The 21,258-nt window shown below is 63.9% G+C and carries 28 protein-coding genes; 12 read left to right on the top strand and 16 right to left on the bottom strand.

Annotated elements, in window-relative coordinates:
• Window positions 1-2: 2 nt before the first annotated feature.
• From rnc to folK, 9 genes are all read right to left on the bottom strand, one after another.
• Entirely contained in the window at window positions 3-680 is a 678-nt protein-coding gene (gene rnc / locus GKC28_RS15905; protein ID WP_174148003.1) for a ribonuclease III, read from the bottom strand.
• Window positions 677-1,513, bottom strand: a complete 837-nt coding sequence (gene lepB, locus GKC28_RS15900) for a signal peptidase I (RefSeq protein WP_174148002.1) — start codon at window positions 1,511-1,513, stop codon at window positions 677-679. Before lepB ends, rnc begins: the two co-directional genes overlap by 4 nt.
• A 58-nt stretch (window positions 1,514-1,571) precedes the next feature.
• Window positions 1,572-2,003 (bottom strand): holo-ACP synthase, encoded by a 432-nt coding sequence (gene acpS, locus GKC28_RS15895; protein WP_174148001.1) that lies wholly within the window; start codon window positions 2,001-2,003, stop codon window positions 1,572-1,574.
• The gene (locus GKC28_RS15890; RefSeq protein ID WP_174148000.1) at window positions 2,000-2,419 is read right to left on the bottom strand and encodes an ABZJ_00895 family protein; all 420 of its coding nucleotides are present in this window, start codon (window positions 2,417-2,419) and stop codon (window positions 2,000-2,002) included. The genes acpS and GKC28_RS15890 overlap by 4 nt, the downstream gene beginning before the upstream one ends.
• A gap of 7 nt (window positions 2,420-2,426) precedes the next feature.
• Complete coding sequence (locus GKC28_RS15885; protein WP_174147999.1) at window positions 2,427-3,173, bottom strand: pyridoxine 5'-phosphate synthase; 747 nt, start codon at window positions 3,171-3,173, stop codon at window positions 2,427-2,429.
• Window positions 3,174-3,279: 106 nt separating this feature from the next.
• Complete coding sequence (locus GKC28_RS15880) at window positions 3,280-3,921, bottom strand: DUF2062 domain-containing protein (RefSeq protein ID WP_174147998.1); 642 nt, start codon at window positions 3,919-3,921, stop codon at window positions 3,280-3,282.
• A 43-nt stretch (window positions 3,922-3,964) separates the two neighbouring features.
• Window positions 3,965-6,100, bottom strand: coding sequence for a bifunctional (p)ppGpp synthetase/guanosine-3',5'-bis(diphosphate) 3'-pyrophosphohydrolase (locus tag GKC28_RS15875; RefSeq protein ID WP_174147997.1), 2,136 nt, complete (start codon window positions 6,098-6,100; stop codon window positions 3,965-3,967).
• A gap of 36 nt (window positions 6,101-6,136) precedes the next feature.
• On the bottom strand, window positions 6,137-6,490 hold the full coding sequence (gene rpoZ, locus GKC28_RS15870; RefSeq protein WP_174147996.1) for a DNA-directed RNA polymerase subunit omega: 354 nt from the start codon (window positions 6,488-6,490) through the stop codon (window positions 6,137-6,139).
• A gap of 93 nt (window positions 6,491-6,583) precedes the next feature.
• Window positions 6,584-7,153 carry a 2-amino-4-hydroxy-6-hydroxymethyldihydropteridine diphosphokinase gene (folK, locus tag GKC28_RS15865; protein WP_174147995.1) on the bottom strand — a complete coding sequence of 190 codons (570 nt, stop codon included), beginning with the start codon at window positions 7,151-7,153 and terminating at the stop codon, window positions 6,584-6,586.
• Between the two features lie 137 nt (window positions 7,154-7,290).
• On the opposite strand from folK, the gene GKC28_RS15860 reads away from it, so the two are divergent.
• The 6 genes from GKC28_RS15860 to GKC28_RS15835 all read left to right on the top strand — a co-directional run bounded on the left by GKC28_RS15860 (window position 7,291) and on the right by GKC28_RS15835 (window position 11,478).
• Window positions 7,291-7,860: an NYN domain-containing protein gene (locus GKC28_RS15860; RefSeq protein ID WP_019296609.1), complete on the top strand. Its 570-nt coding sequence runs from the start codon at window positions 7,291-7,293 to the stop codon at window positions 7,858-7,860.
• Between the two features lie 230 nt (window positions 7,861-8,090).
• A complete protein-coding gene (gene ispH / locus GKC28_RS15855; protein ID WP_174147994.1) occupies window positions 8,091-9,041 on the top strand; it encodes a 4-hydroxy-3-methylbut-2-enyl diphosphate reductase in 951 nt (316 codons plus the stop codon).
• Between the two features lie 102 nt (window positions 9,042-9,143).
• Window positions 9,144-9,758: a LysE family translocator gene (locus GKC28_RS15850; protein ID WP_174147993.1), complete on the top strand. Its 615-nt coding sequence runs from the start codon at window positions 9,144-9,146 to the stop codon at window positions 9,756-9,758.
• Window positions 9,759-9,781: 23 nt separating this feature from the next.
• Window positions 9,782-10,381 carry a class I SAM-dependent methyltransferase gene (locus tag GKC28_RS15845; protein ID WP_174147992.1) on the top strand — a complete coding sequence of 200 codons (600 nt, stop codon included), beginning with the start codon at window positions 9,782-9,784 and terminating at the stop codon, window positions 10,379-10,381.
• Window positions 10,374-10,838, top strand: a complete 465-nt coding sequence (gene rnhA, locus GKC28_RS15840) for a ribonuclease HI (RefSeq protein ID WP_174147991.1) — start codon at window positions 10,374-10,376, stop codon at window positions 10,836-10,838. The genes GKC28_RS15845 and rnhA overlap by 8 nt, the downstream gene beginning before the upstream one ends.
• Before the next feature lie 16 nt (window positions 10,839-10,854).
• On the top strand, window positions 10,855-11,478 hold the full coding sequence (locus GKC28_RS15835) for a trimeric intracellular cation channel family protein (protein WP_174147990.1): 624 nt from the start codon (window positions 10,855-10,857) through the stop codon (window positions 11,476-11,478).
• Window positions 11,479-11,487: 9 nt separating this feature from the next.
• Here GKC28_RS15835 and GKC28_RS15830 read toward each other — a convergent pair whose 3' ends face one another.
• The 4 genes from GKC28_RS15830 to def (GKC28_RS15815) form a co-directional block, all read right to left on the bottom strand.
• On the bottom strand, window positions 11,488-11,724 hold the full coding sequence (locus GKC28_RS15830; RefSeq protein WP_174147989.1) for a GlsB/YeaQ/YmgE family stress response membrane protein: 237 nt from the start codon (window positions 11,722-11,724) through the stop codon (window positions 11,488-11,490).
• Window positions 11,725-11,736: 12 nt separating this feature from the next.
• Window positions 11,737-12,642 (bottom strand): methionyl-tRNA formyltransferase, encoded by a 906-nt coding sequence (gene fmt / locus GKC28_RS15825; protein WP_174147988.1) that lies wholly within the window; start codon window positions 12,640-12,642, stop codon window positions 11,737-11,739.
• 112 nt (window positions 12,643-12,754) lie between these two features.
• Window positions 12,755-13,252, bottom strand: a complete 498-nt coding sequence (gene def / locus GKC28_RS15820; protein ID WP_174147987.1) for a peptide deformylase — start codon at window positions 13,250-13,252, stop codon at window positions 12,755-12,757.
• A gap of 13 nt (window positions 13,253-13,265) precedes the next feature.
• A complete protein-coding gene (gene def, locus GKC28_RS15815; RefSeq protein ID WP_174147986.1) occupies window positions 13,266-13,784 on the bottom strand; it encodes a peptide deformylase in 519 nt (172 codons plus the stop codon).
• 99 nt (window positions 13,785-13,883) lie between these two features.
• On the opposite strand from def (GKC28_RS15815), the gene GKC28_RS15810 reads away from it, so the two are divergent.
• Window positions 13,884-15,056, top strand: a complete 1,173-nt coding sequence (locus GKC28_RS15810) for a MalY/PatB family protein (RefSeq protein WP_174147985.1) — start codon at window positions 13,884-13,886, stop codon at window positions 15,054-15,056.
• Window positions 15,057-15,058: 2 nt separating this feature from the next.
• Complete coding sequence (locus tag GKC28_RS15805; RefSeq protein WP_174147984.1) at window positions 15,059-15,589, top strand: murein L,D-transpeptidase family protein; 531 nt, start codon at window positions 15,059-15,061, stop codon at window positions 15,587-15,589.
• Window positions 15,590-15,598: 9 nt separating this feature from the next.
• Here the strand turns inward: GKC28_RS15805 and GKC28_RS15800 are convergent, their stop codons facing one another.
• Window positions 15,599-15,967 (bottom strand): hypothetical protein, encoded by a 369-nt coding sequence (locus GKC28_RS15800; protein ID WP_174147983.1) that lies wholly within the window; start codon window positions 15,965-15,967, stop codon window positions 15,599-15,601.
• 214 nt (window positions 15,968-16,181) lie between these two features.
• Between GKC28_RS15800 and GKC28_RS15795 the strand changes: the two genes are divergently transcribed.
• From GKC28_RS15795 to GKC28_RS15780, 4 genes are all read left to right on the top strand, one after another.
• Complete coding sequence (locus tag GKC28_RS15795) at window positions 16,182-17,156, top strand: glutathione S-transferase family protein (protein WP_174147982.1); 975 nt, start codon at window positions 16,182-16,184, stop codon at window positions 17,154-17,156.
• A 128-nt stretch (window positions 17,157-17,284) separates the two neighbouring features.
• Window positions 17,285-18,247, top strand: a complete 963-nt coding sequence (locus tag GKC28_RS15790) for a threonine-phosphate decarboxylase (RefSeq protein ID WP_174147981.1) — start codon at window positions 17,285-17,287, stop codon at window positions 18,245-18,247.
• Window positions 18,244-19,155: an adenosylcobinamide-phosphate synthase CbiB gene (gene cbiB, locus GKC28_RS15785; RefSeq protein ID WP_174147980.1), complete on the top strand. Its 912-nt coding sequence runs from the start codon at window positions 18,244-18,246 to the stop codon at window positions 19,153-19,155. Before GKC28_RS15790 ends, cbiB begins: the two co-directional genes overlap by 4 nt.
• A 45-nt stretch (window positions 19,156-19,200) precedes the next feature.
• Window positions 19,201-20,370 (top strand): lytic murein transglycosylase, encoded by a 1,170-nt coding sequence (locus GKC28_RS15780; RefSeq protein ID WP_174147979.1) that lies wholly within the window; start codon window positions 19,201-19,203, stop codon window positions 20,368-20,370.
• Here the strand turns inward: GKC28_RS15780 and GKC28_RS15775 are convergent.
• Window positions 20,367-20,711, bottom strand: a complete 345-nt coding sequence (locus tag GKC28_RS15775; protein ID WP_368041132.1) for a hypothetical protein — start codon at window positions 20,709-20,711, stop codon at window positions 20,367-20,369. The two genes, GKC28_RS15780 and GKC28_RS15775, sit on opposite strands and share 4 nt — an antisense overlap.
• 71 nt (window positions 20,712-20,782) lie before the next feature.
• Window positions 20,783-21,253: a YbjN domain-containing protein gene (locus GKC28_RS15770; protein WP_174147977.1), complete on the bottom strand. Its 471-nt coding sequence runs from the start codon at window positions 21,251-21,253 to the stop codon at window positions 20,783-20,785.
• Window positions 21,254-21,258: the final 5 nt, after the last annotated feature.

The raw sequence follows: 21,258 nt of genomic DNA, 5'->3' as shown, positions 1-21,258 counted from the left end.
CCTTAGCCCAACTGTTCCAGCAGGGCCTTGGCGGCGGCCTGTTCGGCCTGCCGCTTGGAACCTGCGGTGGCCTGCGCCTCGGTGCCGTCCTGCAGCCGCGCGGCGATGGTGAAGACCGGCGCGTGGTCGGGGCCGCTGCGGGAGACCTCCACATAGGTCGGAACCTTCTGCCCGCGCGCCTGCGCCCATTCCTGCAAGGAGGTCTTGGCGTCGCGCGCGTCGGTTTCGACCTTATGGATGCGGCTGCCCCAGAGGCGCAGGATCACCTCCGCCGCGGCGTCAAAGCCCGCGTCCTTGTAGACCGCGGCAATCACCGCCTCCATCGCGTCGCCCAGCAGCGCCTGCTTGCGGCGCCCGCCGGACATCATCTCGGAGCGGCCCAGCTTCAGCACCGCGCCCAGGTCGATCTCCTTGGCGACGTCGGCGCAGGCCTCCTTGCGCACCAGCGCGTTGAAGCGCGGCGCCAGCTGGCCCTCAGTGGCGGTCTTGTCATGCTCCAAGAGCGCCGTGGCCATCACCAGCCCCAGAACCCGGTCGCCCAGAAACTCCAGCCGCTGGTTGTCCTTGCGGGTGGAGGAGGAGACGGAGGCATGGGTCACGGCGCGCTGCAGCAGGTCGGGACGGGCAAACTTGTGCCCGATCCGCTCTTCAAACGCGCGCAGTTCCTTGGACAGCTTCACTGGATCCCCTTGAAGAAACGGTCGCTGCGCCAGGTCCAGAAGTAGAGCATGGAGCGCCCGGCGGAGGAGAACATGATCCGGTCGGCGCGGCCGATCAGGTTTTCATACGGCACGAACCCGACCCCGCCCGCGGACTGCGGCAGGCGGCTGTCCGAGGAGTTGTCGCGGTTGTCGCCCATGAAGAAGTAATGCCCGTCGGGCACCTGGTAGACACTGGTGTGGTCGACGCCCTGGTTGGTGATGTTGAGCACGGTATGCTCATTGCCGCCGGGCAGAGTTTCGATCTGGCGCGACTTCTTGCATATGGCGCCCTGGCCCACCGGCGCGTTCTCGCAGCGCGGCATTGAACCCTGCGGCCCCTGACGCTCCATCACTTCCTCGAACTCGCCTGCATCCTGCAGCTTGACGGCTTCGCCGTTGATGAACAGCACACCGTTCTTCATCTGGATCTTGTCGCCCGGCAGGCCGATCAGGCGCTTGATGAAATCGTTGCCGTTGACCGGATGGCGGAACACCACCACGTCGCCGCGCTCCGGCTCGCCGCCGATCAGGCGGGTGTTGTCGCCGTCGAGAAAGCCGCAAATGTTCTTGGCATCAATGTTCACCCCGATCGCGGGCATGCGGATGCTGGGGCAGGACGCGTAGGAATAGCCGTAGGCCATCTTGTTCACGAACAGGAAATCCCCGATCAGCAGGGTTTCCTTCATCGATCCCGATGGAATCCAGAAGGGCTGGAAGAACAGGGTGCGGAAAACACCCGCGATCAGCAGCGCATAGACGATAGTCTTGATCGTCTCGATGATCGAACTGCTGGTCTTTGCTTTGGCCGTCATCAGGCTCTCCGGTTTGAAAACAGGGTCCGGGGCTACATGCGGGCCTGAAGGGGGCAAGTCAAGTTCCGGCGGGCAATTCCGCCGGGTTCACTGGAATCGGGCGTGCCTCGATCAGCACAAAGGCCTGCGCCCAGGGGTGATCATCGGTCAATGTCACGTGAATCACCGCCTCGTGGCCGGGCGGGGTCATCTGCTGCAGGCGTTCGGCGGCCCAGCCGGTCACATGCATCACCGGCTGGCCGGTGCGCAGGTTGGAGACCGCCATATCCTTCCAGGCGATGCCCATGCGCAGGCCGGTGCCCAGCGCCTTGGAACAGGCCTCCTTGGCGGCCCAGCGCTTGGCATAGGTGCCTGCCACATCGCGGCGGCGCTCAGCCTTTCTCTGCTCCTCCTCGGTGAACACTCGGTTCCGGAAACGGTCGCCGAAGCGGTCCAGCGTGCGCTGGATGCGTTCGATATTGGCCAGATCTGTTCCAACCCCCAGGATCATTCTTCCAGCCGCTTCAGCCCCAGTTTGATGCCATGGCTCAGGAACAGGCGGTTGATCATCAGGATGACTGCCAGCAGCAGGACAAAGATACCCGCGAGGTACAGGTGCGGGATTGTCTGCCGCGCCTCAATGATCACCGGGTTGTTCCAGTAAAGCGGCAGCTGGATGACCGTCAGCACGGCAACCACCCCGGTCATCGCCGCCGCATTGGTCCAGGCCGCCTTGCCCTGCAAGGGCTTCCGGGTCGCCCGGGCGATGCGCATCCCTTCCAGTACCGATGCCACCATGGGCGGCAGCACCGTCGCCAGGCCGGCCGGCATGCCGGCTCCGAACTGCGCCAGCACGAGGCCGAGCAGCATCATTCCAACAGAGGCTGCCATCCAGATCAGCCCGTAACGGATCAGATTGACTTGCATTGCTGAATTACCCCCGCGCTTTATCCATCAACCTGCGCATTTCCTGCACCGCCGGCGTCAGGCCGCGAAAGACGGCTTCGCCGATCAGAAAATGGCCGATGTTCAGCTCCTTCACCTCCGGAAAGGCCGCAACCGGCTGTACCGTATCGTATGTCAGCCCGTGGCCTGCGTGAACCTCAAGCCCCAGTGAATGTGCATAGGCAGACATTTCTTTCAGCGCTTCCAGCTCATGGTCGCGCTCATCAATCTTGCCTTCGACATGGAAATCGCAATAGGCGCCGGTGTGCAACTCGATCACCTCGGCCCCGATCCGGTGCGCGGCCTCGATCTGCTTCTTGTCCGCGGCAATGAAGATCGACACCCGACAGCCCGCATCCCGCAGCGGCGCGATGAAATGGGCCAGGCGGTTTTCCTCGCGCGCCACTTCCAGCCCGCCTTCGGTGGTGCGCTCTTCGCGCTTTTCCGGCACGATGCAGACTGCATGCGGTTTGTGGCGCAGGGCAATCTTCTGCATTTCCTCCGTTGCCGCCATCTCGAAATTCAGCGGTACGGTCAGCGCCTCCATCAGCGCGTCAATATCTGCATCGGTAATATGGCGGCGGTCCTCGCGCAGGTGGGCGGTAATGCCGTCGGCGCCTGCCTCTTCGGCCAGTTTCGCAGCGCGGACCGGGTCCGGGTAGGCGCCGCCGCGGGCGTTACGCACGGTGGCCACATGGTCGATGTTCACGCCAAGGCGCAGCTGATTGTCTGTCATGAGAGGTCTCTCATCCGTCTGAAGTCAAAGCCTTGGCCCAGAGACTAGACAGACCGGAAGCAAGAGCAAGCCTGCAGGCAGAAATGGTACAATCCTGGCGCTGGGCTCAGATGCCGGTGTCGACCTCAGCGCGTTTCTTGATCGCCTCGAACTTGGCCTTGATCTTGGCCCGGCGGCGCTGCTGGTAGACCCGGATCACCGGCAGGCTGAGCACATAGCAGGCCGTCGCGGCAATAACACCCGGAATGACGCCGCCGATCATGTAGGGATAAAACACCTCGTTATAAAACAGGCGCAGCCCCTGCCAGTCGGCGGGACGGTCCAGGAACAGGGCGATCAGATTGTCCTTCAAATCCCCCCCGGCAGCCAGAAACTTGCCCACCAGGGATTTGTCGACCTCCTGATCGAACTCGGTTCCCAAGAGCCAGTGCCCGGTCTGCAGAGAGGCAACTCCGATCGGCACATAGGTCAGAGGGTTGCCGAAGAAGGTGGCGCTGAGCGAGGCCAGAATATTGCCGTTCATCAGCCGGGCAATGAATGCGGCAATAAAGAAATGCAGCCCGTAGAAGGGTGTGAAAGTCGTAAACACACCCGCCCAGATGCCGCGTGCAATACGTTCCGGCGAATCGGGCAGGCGCCGGACCCGGTGCTTCACGTACAGGAACGCCCTGCCCCAGCCGCCGCGCGGCCAGAGGAAATCCGCCAGCGCCCGGAGGGGCGGACGTCTGTCCCGGCGCCTGAATACCAAAGCTGTGCGTCCTTCCCAGTTCCCGGCTCAGAGTTTCAGCGGCTTACCCCGGAAAGTGGCGCTCTTCCGGCTTCTCCCGGAACCGCGCCACCGCGGCAACATCGCTTTCCGCCTCAAGCGTCAGCATCAGCGAGTGCAGCTGTTCCACATCCCGCAGCTCCACATTGATCATGAGCCGGTAAAAGTCTGGTTTCCTGTCTACAAATTCCAGGTCCGAGATATTGGCCTTTTTCTCGCCGATCAATGTGCAAATGCGTCCCAGCACCCCGGCGTCATTGCCGATGGTCAGCTCCAGCGTGGTGCCATAGACCGCAGGGTGGGTGCCGCTGTGCCAATGCACATCCATCCAGCGCTCCGGCTGATCCTCGAATTCGCCCAGCTTGTCGCAATCGGCGGCGTGCACCACCACCCCGCGGCCGCGGTAGGTGATGCCGATGATGCGCTCGCCCGGCAGCGGCTGGCAGCAGGTTGCGCGCTCAAAGCTCTGGCCCGGCTCCAGGCCGATCACCGCGCGGCGCGGGGAAATCTCGTCGCCGTCGCCAGTGGACGTCAGTTCAGGATAAACCGACTGCACCACGTCGTGGGCGGTGATTTCTGCCGCGCCCAGCCGCGCCAGCAGCTCATTCACCCCGCTTGCGCGGAGGGCGCGAGCAGCGGTTTCCAATGCCTTATCCGTGGCCTTCTTGCCGACGTGTTCAAACGCCGAACGTGCCAGTTCGTGCCCCAGCTTAACGAACCGCGCCCGGTCCGCCTCACGCAGGGCGCGCCGGATGGCGGTGCGGGCCTTGCCGGTCGTGGCAATCTCCAGCCAGCTAACCTGCGGGGTCTGGCCCTCGGCAGTGATCACGTCGACCGACTGGCCGTTCCTGAGCCGGGTCCACAGAGGCACCCGGATGCCGTCCACCTTGGCACCGACGCAGGCATGGCCGATACGGGTGTGGATGGCATAGGCGAAATCGATCGGCGTGGCGCCCTTGGGAAGCTTGATCACATCGCCCTTGGGGGTGAAGCAGAACACCTGGTCCGAATACATCTCGAGCTTCACGGCCTCGAGGAATTCGTCGTGGTCGTCCTCTGCGTCGAACTGCTCGGTCAGCGAGGCGATCCACTTGGCCGGGTCCACCGCAAAGGGGTTTTCGGTGCGCACCCCGTCCCGGTAGGACCAATGCGCTGCAACCCCGGTTTCCGCCACATCATGCATCTGGCGGGTGCGGATCTGCACCTCCACCCGCTTGCCGTCACGGCCCGACACCGTGGTGTGGATCGAACGGTAGCCATTGGACTTCGGCTGGCTGATGTAATCCTTGAACCGGCCCGGCACCGCCCGCCAGCGCTGGTGAATGGCCCCCAGCGCGCGGTAGGCGTCCTCCTCAGAGAGGGTAATAACGCGGAAGCCGTAGATGTCGGAGAGCCGCGAAAATCCCTGGTCCTTGGCCTGCATCTTGCGCCAGATCGAATAGGGTTTCTTGGCGCGGCCGAAGACCTCCGCCTCGATCCCGGCCTTTTCCAGCTCCAGCCGCATGTCGCCGGTGATCCGGTGGATCACATCGCCGGTTTCCCGCTGCAGGGTCACAAAGCGGCGGATGATCGATTGGCGCCCTTCGGGATTGAGCACCCGGAAGGCCAGATCCTCCAGCTCCTCGCGCATCCACTGCATACCCATGCGGCCGGCCAGCGGCGCATAGATATCCATCGTCTCTCTCGCCTTCTGGGCCTGCTTTTCCGGGCGCATCGCCTTGATGGTGCGCATATTGTGCAGACGATCAGCGAGCTTCACCAGAATCACCCGCAGGTCCTTGGACATCGCCATGAACAGCTTGCGGAAATTCTCCGCCTGCTTGGTTTCACGGCTGGACAGCTGCAGGTTGGTCAGCTTGGTGACGCCATCGACCAGCATCGCCACCTCATCACCGAAGCGGCGGGCGACTTCCTCGTAGTTGGCCTTGGTGTCTTCGATGGTGTCGTGCAGCAGCGCGGTGATGATGGTCGCATCATCCAGGCGCTGTTCGGTCAGAATAGCGGCCACCGCCACCGGATGCGTGAAATAGGGTTCGCCCGAGTGGCGGAACTGCCCGTCATGCATCTGCTCACCGAAGGCATAGGCCTCGGCGATCCTGCCCGCATTTGTCTTGGGATTGTAGTTGCGGACCAGAGCAATCAGGTCGTCAGGGGAAATCATGTCCGGTCCGCAGCCTCAAATAGTCAGACGCGCGCCTCAGCCCTGGCCCTGGGCCTCCATCAGCGCGCGCAGCAGTTTCTCTTCCGACATGTCGTCGTCGGCCGGCTTGTCGTTGTCCGCGCCCATCAGCAGAGCCATGGAATCCTCTTCCGGCTCGTCAACCTCGATCTGGGTCTGGTTGCTCTCGATCAGGCGCTCGCGCAGCTCATCAGCGCTCTGGGTCTCCTCGGCGATTTCACGCAGGGACACGACCGGGTTCTTGTCGTTGTCGCGCTCGACGGTGATCGGGGCACCCGCCGAGATTTCGCGGGCACGGTGCGCAGCCAGCATCACCAGCTCAAAGCGGTTGGGCACTTTATCGACGCAATCTTCAACCGTCACGCGGGCCATCAGCGACTCTCCATTTCATTCCTGGTCCAGAAGGCAGACATTTACGCCCATATCTTTCTCTTGACAAGGGCGGAAAACGCCGCATTGCGCGGCTCAGAGAGGGGTTACCTCAGCCACCTCCTGCTCCGGCAGGTCTGCCAGCATCTCCGTGACGGATTTCAGCAGCATCGGGTGGCGCCATCGCGGCGCGATGTCAGCCAGCGGTACCAGCACAAAGGCGCGGTCCTGGATGCGCGGATGCGGCAGGATCAGCTGTCCCGGCGCCTCCTGCATCTGGCTTTCCAAGGGCAGCCCCTGCCAGCGGGCATAGCCGGCCGCGTCCGGCAGCACCGCGCCGTCATAATCCACCAGGTCCAAATCCAGCGTCCGCATCCCCCAGCGCTGCTCCCGCACCCGGGAGAATTGCGCCTCCACCCGGTGCAGCCGCTCCAGAAGCCCGCCGGCGGACAGCGTGGTCTTCACCGCCACCGCAGCATTCACATAGTCCGGCCCGGCACCTGCCGGAAAACAGGGTGTCTGAAAGAACCGGGACACGCTGCGCAGGGAAACCTCCTGCGACTGCAGGGCGCGGATGGCCTTTGCCAGGGTGATCTCAGGCGCATCCGCGTCAGCAGGCAGGTTGCCGCCCAACGCAATCAGCGCCGTTTTACGGATATCGGCCATCTTTGAGCCTATTCAAACGGACAGTATACTTGCGGCAAATGACAAATAACTTACATTAAGTCTACCCGTTTCGCCGATTTCAAAATCACACTCACGGAACCCCCGGCCGAAACGGTTACACCGGAAGGAAAATTTTGATGTTTTACAAGGACGAACGGCTCGCGCTGTTCATAGACGGGTCAAACCTGTACGCCGCTGCCAAGGCGCTCGGGTTCGACATCGACTATAAGCTACTGCGGCAGGAATTCATGCGCCGCGGCAAGCTTCTGCGGGCCTTTTATTACACCGCCCTGCTGGAAAATGACGAGTATTCGCCGATCCGGCCGCTTGTCGACTGGCTGCACTACAACGGATTCACCATGGTCACCAAACCGGCCAAGGAATACACCGACAGCATGGGCCGCCGCAAAGTCAAAGGCAACATGGACATCGAATTGACGGTCGATGCCATGGAGCTGGCACCGCGGGTCGACCATATCGTGCTGTTCTCGGGCGATGGGGACTTCCGCCCGCTGATTGCCAGCCTGCAGCGCCAGGGCGTGCGGGTTTCGGTGGTGTCGACCATCCGCAGCCAGCCGCCGATGATCTCTGACGACCTGCGCCGCCAGGCCGACAATTTCATTGAGCTGGAAGAGCTGCGCGACGTGATCGGCCGCCCGCCGCGCGAGCAGAGCGAACCGCGCTCCGCCACAGCCGCCCACGGCTGAGCAAGTACTGCAGGGAAAGATCCGGAACAGGTACCTGATGGGGTGGTGACTGTTCCGGAACGAACGGCTGCCAGCCGCCCTCACAGGCTGGCTTGTCAGATTTTCAGCAGATCCGCCGCAGAATACCCGGCATGCCCGTGCCTCACCGCACGTTGCCGCCCTGCCCGGACCGTACCGGCACTGGACCTTGCCGCCTGAAGCGCTTACCTCTGGCGCGCAAGGAGACGCCCATGACCAAGCCAGCCCTGACCCTTTACCTCGCCGCCCCGCGCGGCTTTTGCGCCGGCGTGGACCGCGCCATCAAGATTGTCGAAATGGCGATCGGCAAATGGGGCGCGCCGGTCTATGTGCGCCATGAAATCGTGCATAACAAATTCGTGGTCGACAGCCTGCGCGAAAAAGGCGCGGTGTTTGTCGAGGAGCTGGATGAGTGCCCGGATGACCGCCCGGTGATCTTCTCCGCGCACGGGGTGCCGAAATCTGTGCCCGCCGCGGCCGAAGCACGCGAGATGATTTATGTCGATGCCACCTGCCCGCTGGTCTCCAAGGTGCACATCGAAGCCCAGCGACACGCCGAGGCCGGGCTGCAGATGATCATGATCGGCCACAAAGGCCACCCCGAAACCATCGGCACCATGGGCCAGCTGCCCGAGGGCGAGGTGTTGCTGGTTGAGACCGCCGCAGACGTGGCGACGGTTGAGGTGCGTGATCCGGACCGGCTGGCTTATGTAACCCAGACCACCCTGTCGGTCGATGACACCAAGGGCATCGTTGCAGCGCTGGAGGAACGCTTTCCCAACATCATCGGCCCGCACAAGGAAGACATCTGCTATGCCACCACCAACCGCCAGGAGGCGGTGAAATCGGTGGCACCCAAAGCAGACGCGCTGCTCGTGGTCGGCGCACCGAACTCCTCCAACTCCCGCCGCCTGGTCGAGGTCGGGGCCAAGAACGGCTGCGACTACGCACAACTGGTGCAGCGCGCCGAAAACATCGACTGGCGCGCATTGGAGGGCATCCGCTCTGTCGCCATCACCGCCGGCGCCTCTGCTCCGGAACTGCTAGTCAACGAGGTGATCGACGCCTTCCGCGCGCGTTATGACGTCACGGTCGAAGTGGTGGAGACCGCGGTTGAGACCGTCGAGTTCAAGGTGCCCCGCGTGCTGCGGCAGCCTGCGTGATTGAAAGCCCGCTGAAGGCAATCCTGGTTACAGAAATTGCACCCGTTTCGGGCTAACCGTGCTACGCATGAAGTCCCGGGCATTATTTCTGGAGCCATATTAATGATCACGCTGCACTTTCTGATCACCGCCTTTATTGTCGTCCTCGCGCCCGGCACGGGTGTCATCTACACGCTCGCGCTTGGCCTCGGCCAAGGCTGGCGCGCCTCCATCTGGGCCGCGATCGGCTGCACCTTCGGCATTGTTCCGCATCTGGCCGCTGCCACGCTGGGGCTGGCGACGGTGCTGCACAGCTCCGCCCTGCTGTTCCAGATCGTCAAAGCAGCGGGCGTCGCCTATCTCCTGTACCTCGCCTGGCAGGCCCTGCGCAGCGGCGGTGTGCTGGCAGTGGATTCGAAACGCACCAGCCAGCCCGGCTGGAAAATCGCCTGGCGCGGGGCGCTGATCAACATCCTGAACCCCAAGCTGTCGGTGTTCTTCCTGGCGCTGCTGCCGCCGTTCCTGAGCGGCAATCCCGCCAGCGCCACGCTGGAGATGTCCGTTCTGGGGCTGGTGTTCATGGCGATGACCTTTGCCATCTTCGTGCTCTACGGACTGTTTGCCGCCCAGGCCCGCACCTACCTTCTGAACAGCGAGCGGGTGCTGAAATGGATGAGCCGCGGCTTTGCCGCCGTCTTTGCCGGCCTTGCCGCCCGGCTGGCCGCGGAACGCGCCTGAATGCATAGGCCGGAGAAAACCAGATGAGCGACGACAGAACCATCAGCGTCTACGACGACCGTGCCGCGGACTACGCCGAGTGCTTTACGGGCCGCGGGGATGAAGGCGAAGAAGCTGATTATCTCGCTTTCACCGCCCGGCTCCCCGGGGACGGCACATTGCTGGACCTCGGCTGCGGCCCCGGCCATTGGGCAGCGCGGTTCCGGGATGCGGGCTACCGGGTGGCGGCGCTGGACGCCTCGCCGGAAATGGCGGAAGCCGCCCGCGCTGCCTATGGGGTCGAAGTTACGGTCGCTGGGTTTGAGGCCTTGGACGCAGAGGCGGTCTTTGACGGCATCTGGGCTTACTTCAGTCTGCTGCATGTGCCGCGGGCAGAGCTGGCCATTCACCTGTCCGCCGCGCACCGGGCCCTGACTGCTGGCGGGACACTATGCCTGGCGATGAAACTGGGCGAGAGCGAGGGCCGCGATGAACTGGGCCGGTTCTATGCCTACTACAGCGAGGAAGAGCTGCGCGGAAAACTCGAAACCGCCGGTTTCACGGTCCTTGGCAGCCGCCGCGGCGAGGGCAAAGGACTGGCTGGCACTGTCCAGGCGTTCGTAGTACTGACGGCGCATGCCTGAATTATTTGCTTATACCGACGGCGCCTGCTCTGGAAACCCCGGCCCCGGCGGCTGGGGCGTTCTGCTGCGCGCCATGGACGGTGACACCATCGTCAAAGAAAAAGAACTCAGCGGCGGCGAGGCCGAGACCACCAACAACCGGATGGAACTGCTGGCCGCGATCAACGCGCTGGAGAGCCTGGCGCGGCCGTCCACGATCACCGTGGTCACTGACTCGGCCTATGTGAAGAACGGCGTTACCGGCTGGATCTTCGGCTGGAAAAAGAACGGCTGGAAGACCTCCAGCAAGAAGCCGGTCAAGAATGTCGAGCTGTGGCAGCGGCTGGATGAGGCGCAGGCCCGCCACAAGGTGACTTGGGAATGGGTCAAGGGCCACGCGGGCCACCCCGAAAACGAGCGCGCGGATGAGCTGGCCCGCGCCGGCATGGCCCCCTTCAAGAAGAAGAAAAGCGCCTGATGCGCAGGGCCTGCGAATGAGCTTTCTGACCCTGCTCGACTACGCCTCGGTGCTGGTCTTTGCCCTGACCGGGGCGCTGGTTGCCAGCCGGGCGCAGCTCGACATTGTCGGCTTTGCCTTCGTCGCCTGCCTGACGGCGGTTGGCGGCGGCACGGTCCGGGATCTGCTGCTGAACCGTGATCCGGTGTTCTGGGTCGGTGACCCCAACTACATCCTGCTGGCAGCGGGCGCCGCGGTGGCGGTTTTCTTTACCGCGCATCTGGTGGAAAGCCGGATGCGCTGGGTGATCTGGCTGGACAGTTTTGCCCTGGCGGTCGCCGTGCCCGCCGGCACCGGCGCCGCAATTGCCCTGGGAAAAGAGCCGGTGATCGTGGTGCTGATGGGCATGGCCACCGGCTCGCTGGGCGGGCTGATGCGCGATGTGGTCTGCAACGAGGTGCCGCTGGTCCTGAAACAGGGCGAGCTTTACATCACTTGCGCCATGGCCGGCGCAATCACCGCTGTGCTGGCAATCTCGGCAGGGCTGGAGCTGAGGTTTGCCCTGCTCGCCTGCGCCATGGTCTGCTGGACGCTGCGCGCGGGCTCGATCACATTCGGCTGGCACCTGCCGGTTTACAAGAGCCGCCCGCCGCGCAGCTAGACGGGGCTGCTAGCGCTGGACGTATTTCTGCCAAAGCCAGATCAGCAGCAGAGCGCCCAGCACCGCGCCCACGAAACCGGCCATGAAGCCCATCACCGTCAGCAGCGCGCGCAGCACCAGACCGCCGACCAGCGCCCCGGCCATGCCGATGCAGACCGTGGTGATGATGTCGGTTTCCAGTTTCATCAGCCGGGTTGCCAGGAAACCCGCCGCGGCGCCGATGATGATCAGGGCTATTATGGGCATCAGACCCTCCGGTTACAGGCGGCTGCCCTTCGGAACCGGAAAGCCGCGCAGGAATACATCGGGATCCTGCGCGCTTTTGCCCGCCCGTTGCAAGCGCAAGAGCTGCACCGCGCCGGCCCCGCAGGCCACGGTCAGGTTGTCATCCAGCACCTCCCCGGGCGCGCCCTGCCCCTCCGCCAGCCGTGCCGCCAGCAGCTTGACCCGCTGGCCTTCCACTTCACACCAGGCGCCGGGGAACGGGGACAATCCGCGGATCTTGCGGTCCACTTCCGCTGCCCGGCGGGTCCAGTCGACCTGCGCCTCGGCCTTGTCGATCTTTTCTGCGTAAGTGACGCCTTCTTCAGGCTGCACTTCGGCTGCCAGCTCCGGCAGACGGCTCAAGGCTTCGGCGATCAGCGCCGCACCCATTTCAGACAACCGGTCATGCAGCTGGGCGGTGGTTTCTTCCCTGCCGATGGCAGTGGCCTCGCGCAAGAGCACCGGGCCCGTGTCCAGCCCCGCCTCCATTTGCATGATGCAGACGCCGGTCTCGGCATCGCCCGCCATGACCGCGCGGTGGATCGGTGCCGCGCCGCGCCAGCGCGGCAAAAGGCTGGCGTGGATGTTAAGGCAGCCGTGCCGGGGCGCATCCAGAATGATCTGCGGCAGGATCAGCCCGTAGGCCACGACCACCGCCACATCGGCCTTCAAAGCGGCAAAAGCCTCCTGCTCCTTCGCGCCCTTCAGCGAGACCGGGTGGCGCACCTCCAGCCCCAAGGCCGCGGCGCGGGCGTGGACGGGTGTGGGACGGTCCTTCTTGCCACGGCCCGCAGGCCGCGGCGGCTGGCAATAAACAGCGGCAATCTCGTGCCCGGCCTCCACCAGCGCATCCAGCACCGGCACTGAAAAGTCAGGCGTTCCCATGAAAATGATGCGCATCAATGCCTCCGTAGGATGGGCAATCTGCCCACCATTCCCTGCCCCGATTGCCGGGCAGCCTGCTGCCAGGGCGCGAACCGGACCGCAGGCGATCCGGGAATTAAGATCAGCCTCAGCCGTTCAGCTTCTTTGCCTTGCGGATCAGCATGTCGCGTTTCACCTTGCTGAGGCGGTCGAAATACATCTTGCCGTTCAGATGGTCGATCTGGTGCTGGACCGAGGTCGCCTCGATACCGACGAAATCCTTGCGGTCCACCGCACCCTGCTCATTGATGAAGCGGACGGTCACCGCCCGCGGGCGTTTGATCTTGGCGGAGACGCCGGGCAGGTTCGGGCTGGCCTCGTCGTGCTCGCGCAGCTCGACCGAGGCATGCAGGATCTCAGGATTCGCCAGCTTCACGGCACGGCCGCGCTCGGTGGAGCCGTCCACGACGGCCAGCCGCAGCATCACGCCGATCTGGTTGGCGGCCAGACCCACACCCGGCATCGCCTCCATGGTGTCGACCATGTCGTTCCAGATGCCGCGGATCTCGTCGGTGATCTCTGTCACCTCATCAGCCTTGGTGCGCAGGCGCTTGTCGGGCCAGGGCAGGCAGGTACGGACGGTCATGTCTGGTATTCCCTCAGGCGCGGGCGCGTTCGCGCTTCAGCTTCTGCATCTTGCGGGTGATCATCTGGCGCTTCAGCGGCTTCAGGTAATCGATGAACAGCTTGCCGTTCAGATGGTCGATCTCATGCTGCACGCAGGTCGCCCACAAGCCGTCAAAGGTTTCCCGCTGCGCATTGCCGTCGCGGTCCATCCACTCGACCTCCACCACCTTGGGGCGGGTCACCTCGGCATACTGATCCGGAATCGACAGGCAGCCTTCCTCGTAGACGCTGGTCTCTTCCGAAGCGGAGATGATCTCGGGGTTGAACATCACCAGCGGGCGCGGGTCGCCGTCCTCTTCCTTGACGCAGTCGAGCACGATCAGCCGCTGCAGGATGCCGATCTGCGGCGCCGCCAGGCCGATGCCCGGCGCGGCATACATGGTTTCCAGCATGTCGTCCGCCAGAGCGCGCAAATCATCGCTCAGGTCCGGCACGGGCACGCAGACCTTTTTCAGGCGGGGATCGGGATGGATCAGGATCGGTCTTTTCATGTGCTTCATGTATGCGATCAGCAGCCCCATCGCAACGCCCCCCTTGCGCGTGCCGCCGCAACAGTTAGCTTCGCTGCCAATCATACGGGAGTTCACCACATGAATTTTGACAAACCCACTGACCGCCGCGGCACCCACAGTTCAAAATGGGACAAGATGGAGCAGCTGTTCGGCGTCTCCCCCGAGGACGGTCTGGCGATGTGGACGGCGGACTCAGACTATGAAACCGCGCCCTGCGTGATCGAGGCCGTCAAAAAGGCCGCGGAGCATGGTGTGTTCGGCTATTCCTGGCAGCATCCCGAGTATCTGCAAGCGGTGCAATGGTGGATGAAGAACCGCCACAGCTGGGAGATCGAGACCGATTGGATCCTGACATCCCAAGGCCTCGGCAACGCCATCGCGCTCTGCCTCGACGTCTGGAGCCAGCCCGGCGACGGTGTGGTGATCTTCTCGCCCGTCTACCATGAGTTTGCGCACAAGGTGAACAAATCAGGCCGCAAGGTGACCGAATGCCCGCTGGCACGGGACGGCGACACCTACAACCTAGACCTGGACGATGCGCAATCACGTCTGAACGGGACAGAGAAGCTGCTGCTGTGGTGCTCCCCCCAGAACCCTTCGGGCCGGGTCTGGACACCGGAGGAACTGCGCGCAGTGGCGGAATTTGCCAAGCGCAACGGACTGGTCCTGGTCTCGGACGAAATCCACCACGATCTGGTCTACCCGGGCAGCACCTTTGTACCGATGGACGTGGCCGCGCCCGAAGCACGCCCCTGGACCGTGTCCCTGACCGCAGCCTCCAAGACCTTCAACGTCGCAGGCCAGCGCACCGGCAACATGATCATCCCCGATCCGGATCTGCGGGCGGCCATGCGGCACAAGCAGAACACGCTGGACTATGACCCCAGTGCCCTCGGCGTCGCGATGATCACCGCCGCCTATTCACCCGAAGGCGCCGAGTGGGTCGATGCCCAGATCGCGCATCTGGAGGGCAACCGGAAACTGTTCGACGAGACTGTGAACGCGCTGCCCGGCCTGAAGTCGCTGCCGTTGCAGTCGACATATCTGGCCTGGGTCGATTTCTCCGGCACCGGCATGAGCCGCGCGGAAATCATCAAGCGGCTGCGCGAGGACGCCAAGATCGCTACCTCGCCCGGCGACGGCTTTGGCTCCGGCGGCGAATTCATGGAACGCTTCAACCTGGCCACCCAGCGGTCGCGGGTGAAGGAAGCCTGCCGCCGCCTGACCGCTGCCTTCTCGGACTTGCAATAAGGATGCAGCGCCTGCTGCGCCTCTGGGCGCTGGTTCTCCTGACCGGCGCCGCCTGGATGGCCTGGCAGGCCTTTGCCCCGCGCCCAGTGCCGCCGCCGCAATCCGCGGCGGTGGACCGGATCGACCGCATCCTGATCGAGAAATCCGCCCGCCGCCTCACCGCCAGCCGGGATGGTGAGACGGTGCTGGAGTTCCCTGTTGCGCTTGGCTTTGCCCCCGAGGGCGACAAACGGCAGGAAGGTGACGGCAAAACGCCGGAGGGCATCTTCCGGATCGACCGGCGCAATCCCAACAGTGCCTATCACCTGTCATTGGGGATCAATTACCCGCAGCCTGAGGACCGCGCCCTGGCCAGGGCCGCAGGGATCAGCCCCGGCGGCGATATCTTCATTCACGGGCAGCCGAACGCAGTGGGCAATCTGGTTACCCTGCCCGGCGACTGGACCGCCGGCTGCATCGCTGTCAGCAATGAACAGATGGAAACGCTCTGGCGCCTTGCAGAGGTCGGGACAGAGGTGGAGATCCGGCCCTAAGGCGCCGGATCAGAGTTTGCCCTGCGACTGGTCAAAGGGGATCAGCCCCGCCGGCCCGTCCGGCGACTTGTAAAAATCCAGGGGCGCCTGGTCCGCAGCCGGAGTGGAGCGCTTGAACTCATAGCGCATCTCGCCGCCCTCTTCCTCGCCAGCCACGATCAGGCATTGCGAGACGTGGCGGGCGCCATCGTAGATATCGACCAGCCCGCGCAGCATCGGCGCGGTCTCCGCCTCAACCGAGAAACCGGTCTTCCACAGCCGCAGCACCGGATACAGCTCATTATCCGCCATCACCCGCAAACGGCTCTTGCGCCGCATCCCCTGCAGGCGGGCGGTATCCAGCGCTTCCTGCACGGCTTTGGGTACGTAGGTATTCATAGCAGCGGCCTTCCAGATGCTTCGGTTTACACGGGTCCTTCTTTCAACGGTGCGTCACAAATATATAAAATCAAGTGAACATTTTCGAAAATTTGACGGCCGCGCAATTTTGTTGCTGCTGTGCAGGGGTGCAGAAGGCCTGCGCGCTGGCCTGCATAGGCGCAGGCGCCTTGCCCGCATATGTTTGCCCTGCACAGCAGCAGGAGCAGACGCGATGGGCCTTTTGATCGACGGGAAATGGCACGACCAGTGGTATGATACCGAATCCACCGGCGGCGCCTTCAAACGCAGCGAATCGCAGTTCCGCAACTGGATCACCGCCGACGGCAGCGCAGGCCCATCGGGCAAGGTCGGCTTCAATGCGGAAAGCGGGCGCTACCATCTTTATGTTTCGCTGGCCTGCCCCTGGGCGCACCGCACGCTGATCTTCCGCCAGCTGATGGGGCTGGCAGAGCATATCTCTGTCTCCGTCGTGCATCCCGACATGCTGGGGGAAGGCTGGACCTTTGAAACCGACGACCACGGCGCCACCGGCGACGCGCTGTTCGGCAGCTCCCGTCTGCACCAGATCTATACCCGCGCCGATGCGGAATACAGCGGCCGGGTGACAGTGCCGGTGCTGTTTGACAAGGCACAGAACACCATCGTCTCCAACGAAAGCGCCGAGATCATCCGGATGTTCAATTCGGCCTTCGACGGCATCACCGGCAATAGTGATGACTACTGGCCGGAAGAGCTGCGCGAGCCGGTCGAGGCGGTGAACGCCCGCATCTACAGCACCATCAACAACGGCGTCTACAAATGCGGGTTTGCTACCTCGCAGGAGGCGTACGACGCTGCGGTAGAGCCGCTTTTCGAAAGCCTGGATTGGCTGGAGGACCTGCTGTCGCAGCACCGCTACCTGCTGGGCGAGCGCATTACCGAGGCCGACTGGCGTCTGTTCACCACCCTGCTGCGCTTCGATCCGGTTTATCACACCCATTTCAAATGCAACCGCAAGCGGCTGACGGACTACCCGAACCTCTGGGCCTACACCCGCGAGCTGTACCAGTGGCCAGGGGTGGCCGACACCGTGGGGATGCAGCATATCGTGCGCCACTATCATTACAGCCACGACACCATCAACCCGCACCGGATCATCCCCATCAACCCCGAGATCAACTGGCAGGAGCCGCACGGGCGCGGCTGACGCCACACCGAGGCGTTGCCCCGCCGTAAATAGGGAGTTCACGCCCCGCGCAGCATAGGTTAATACGCGCAGTGCCTCAGATGGCATCCGGTCCAGGCCGGAATGAACTCTCACCGGTGGCGACCGCGATGCATGACCTCTCTCACGACCCCGCAGCCCAGCCCCGCGATCATGGCGGCAACCTGAGCGCCGCCATCGCCGAATTCGGCGGCGGCCGCGACGGCTGGATGGACCTGTCCACCGGCATCAACCCGCACCCCTACACTTTGCCGGAGTTCTCCGCCGGCGACTGGGGCGCGCTGCCGGATGCGGACGCGCTGGCCGATCTGGAACAAGCCGCCCGCAGCTTCTGGAACATCCCGGATCAGGCTGCGGTTCTGGCGGCGCCCGGCGCCTCGGCTCTGATTGCCGCATTGCCCGCCCTGGCCGAACCGCGCTGGGTGCAGATCACCAAACCCACCTACAATGAACACGCCGCCGCCTTCGAGGCCCGCGGCTGGATCGTCAGGGTGCATGGGCCGGCAGAAGCCAAGGTTGCGGTGCATCCCAACAACCCGGATGGCCGCATGTGGCGCGAGGATGAGCTGCAGGCGCCTCTGACGATCATCGACGAGAGCTTCTGCGATGTCTGCCCGGGTGAAAGCCTGATCCGCATGGCCGCCCGTCCCGGCGTGGTGGTACTGAAGAGCTTTGGCAAGTTCTGGGGCCTCGCCGGGCTGCGGCTGGGCTTTGCCATCGGCGACCCCAAGCTGATTGCGCAGCTGGCCACCTGGCAGGGCCCCTGGGCGGTGTCCGGCCCGGCCCTGCGCACAGGAGCGCTTGCCTTGCAGGATCACGCCTGGGCAGAGGCAACCCGCACCCGGCTGCATCAGGATGCGGCCCGGCTGGATGAGCTGCTGCTTGCCAAGGGCGCCAGCCTGGCGGGCGGCACCGATTTGTTCCGCCTTTACAATGTGGATGACGCCGCCGCCTGGCAGCGGAAGCTGGCCCGTGCCCATATCTGGAGCCGCATCTTTCCCTACTCGAAAACCTACCTGCGTCTTGGCCTGCCGCCCGCGGACGGCTGGGACCGGCTGGAGACCGCGCTATGACCACTGCCGGAATGCTTGCTGTTGCCCTGCTGCTGGATGCCGTTTTTGGCGAGCCGAAATGGCTGTGGTCGCGCCTGACCCACCCGGCGGTGCTGATGGGCAGGCTGGGCGGCTTTCTGGACCGCAAGCTCAACACCGGCCCCAGCCGCCGCATCAAGGGCGTGCTGGCGGCTGCGGCCCTGGTTCTGGCAGGGCTCATCGCGGGCAAGCTGCTGGCCCTGCCCGGCACCCTGGCGGAGATCCTGGTGGCGGCAATCCTGATCGCCCAGCGGTCCCTGACCGAACATGTCGCCGCGGTTGCCAAGGGCCTGCGCAGCGGCCTGGAGGAAGGCCGTGAAGCCGTGGCCATGATCGTAAGCCGCGACACCGGCGCGATGACCGCACCGCAGGCCGCGCGTTCCGCCATCGAAAGCGGCGCCGAGAACCTGTCGGACGGGGTCATTGCACCTGCCTTCTGGTTCCTCATCGCCGGGCTGCCGGGGCTGATCATCTACAAGATGGTCAACACCGCAGACAGCATGATCGGATACCGCAACGACCGCTACCGGGACTTTGGCTGGGCTGCCGCCCGGCTGGACGACCTGCTGAACCTGATCCCGGCGCGGATCACCGGGTTGCTCATCGCCCTGGCCGGCGGCCAGTTGAAGCACTGGCGTGCCATCGCCGGGGATGCCCGCAAGCACCGCTCGCCCAATGCCGGCTGGCCGGAGGCTGCAATGGCGCGGGCGCTGGACACCTCCTTGGCCGGACCGCGGTCTTATGACGGCGAGATGCGCGATTTCCCCTGGGTCCACGCCTCGGGCGCCAAAAGCGCCAGCGCCGAAACCATCACCCGTTCCGTTACGCTCCTTTGGCAGTCCTGGGCGCTTACGCTGGCCCTGACGGTTGCCATTGCCGTGGTTTTCTAGCACTAAGACCGTGTGGGAGCGGTAAGACCAAGGAGCGCCAGAACCATGCGCCTATTGCCCTTTGTCCTCGCAGCGGCCCTGCTGCCTGCTGCAGCGGCGGCCCAATGCGGCGGCGGTTTTCAGAACTTCGTGGAACTGATGAAGGAAGAGGCGGTGCAAGCCGGCTATGACACCGCGACGGTCAATGCCTTCTTTGCCGGCACCCGTCAGGATTCCCGCGTGCTCAAGGCCGACCGCGGCCAGGGCGTGTTCCAGAAACCTTTCATCGACTTCTCCCGCCGCCTGATCTCGCAGAACCGGCTGAAAACCGGCCGCCAGATGGCGCAGAAGCACGACGCCACCTTCCAGCGGATCGAGAGCACCTACGGCATCGACCGCGGCGTGCTGCTGGCCTTCTGGGCGTTTGAGACCGACTACGGCGGCTATCAGGGCGATTTCAACACCCGCGACGCGCTGGTCACCCTGGCCCATGATTGCCGCCGCCCGGAATTGTTCCGGCCCCAGGTCTTTGCCGCGCTGGAGCTGTTTAAACAGGGCAACTTCGACCCCAAGCGCACCACTGGCGCCTGGGCAGGCGAGATTGGCATGGTGCAGATGCTGCCGGGTGACGTCCTGCAGCACGGCGTCGACGCCGATGGCGACGGCAAGGTCAGCCTTAAGACCTCCGCCCCCGACGCACTGATGTCCGGCGCGCGGATGCTGTCGCACCTGGGATGGCAGCCGGGCCAGCCCTGGCTGCAGGAAGTCACCATCCCCGGAGATCTGGACCTGTCCCTCAGCGGCACCGCCCAGAAGAAATCCGTGGCGCAGTGGCGCAAGCTGGGTGTCTCGGCGCGGAAGGGCAACCTGCCGGACCCTGCAATGCGCGCCTCGCTGCTGCTGCCGCAAGGCCACAAAGGGCCGGCCTTCCTCGCCTATCCGAACTTTGACGTCTATTTCGAGTGGAACCAAAGCTTCACCTATGTGCTGACCGCCGCCTATTTTGCCAACCGGCTGCAGGGCGCGGACGTCTACGCGGCTGGCAAGCCCGACAGCGGGCTGACCGGCAACCAGATGAAGCAGCTGCAGCAGAAGCTTCAAGCCCGCGGCCACAACGTGGGCGATATCGACGGCATCCTTGGCGCCCGCACCCGGATCGCCGTGCAAAAGGAACAGGCCCGGCTTGGGCTGCCCGCCGATGCCTGGCCCACTCCAGCACTGCTCAAAAAGCTCTAACGCACCGGAAATCGCTGGCCCTGCTGGGTGATCAGGATGACCCGGCCGCTGTTGCGCACGTACAGGTCGCAGCGGCTGAAGCCGTTGGTGAAATCCACGCAGATGCTGCGGTCACCGGCGATCCTGTAGGTGCCCCAGGCAGTGCCGCCGCCGTTTTCAGCGGAATAGGTATAGGCATAGGCCCCGCCGCTGCCGTACTGCGACTCGCCGCCGTCAAAAAAGCGGAAGGACCGGCCCGGCAGCGCGTCCAGCTCCGCTTGAGTAAAAGGCGTGTCACCGGGGCGCAGCGGCCAGTCACCCGCCCCGGCGCTGGCTGCGATCAAGCAAAGGAAAAGGGGCATAATCCGTCTCATGCCCCCACCCTAGCGTTTGATCTTGCAGCCTGTTGTCACGATGCGGTGACAACCGGGCCTTAGTTCCAGTCGATGAATTCTTCAAAATCCTGCATCGCGCGGTTCCAGAGCCCCACCGCATCGGCAAAATCATCCGGTGCCATGCCGTCATTGCCCAAGAGCACGTCCATCTCGATCCGGGCTGAGCCTTCCTCGGAGACATAGGCACGGGCAAAACGGTTGTTGGTGTTCCATTCGTTGATCTTGGACAGGCGCACGCTGCCATCAGTCTGGTAGCCGGAGAAGAACTGGATCGCCTCGCAGTTGGTGTTGTCGCTGCAGCCGTAATAATAGACCGAGAAGTCGTTGCCGTAATATTCGACCTTGAGGTTCGGATCTCCGACGCTGTCGGTGGTCACTTCGACCTTGGCACCTTCGTCCTTGAAGAAATTGGCGACGCTGTCACCGGTCTTGGCCACCACGTTTTCCGCCATCGCGGCAGCCGGGGACATCAGCACCGCAGCAGCGGCAATTGCTTTCAGCATATTCATTTGTC

The organism is Leisingera sp. ANG59, from assembly GCF_013317235.1.
Lineage (GTDB): Bacteria > Pseudomonadota > Alphaproteobacteria > Rhodobacterales > Rhodobacteraceae > Leisingera.
The sequence above is the reverse complement of the archived record's forward strand: the minus strand, read 5'-3'. Positions and strand labels throughout refer to the sequence as shown.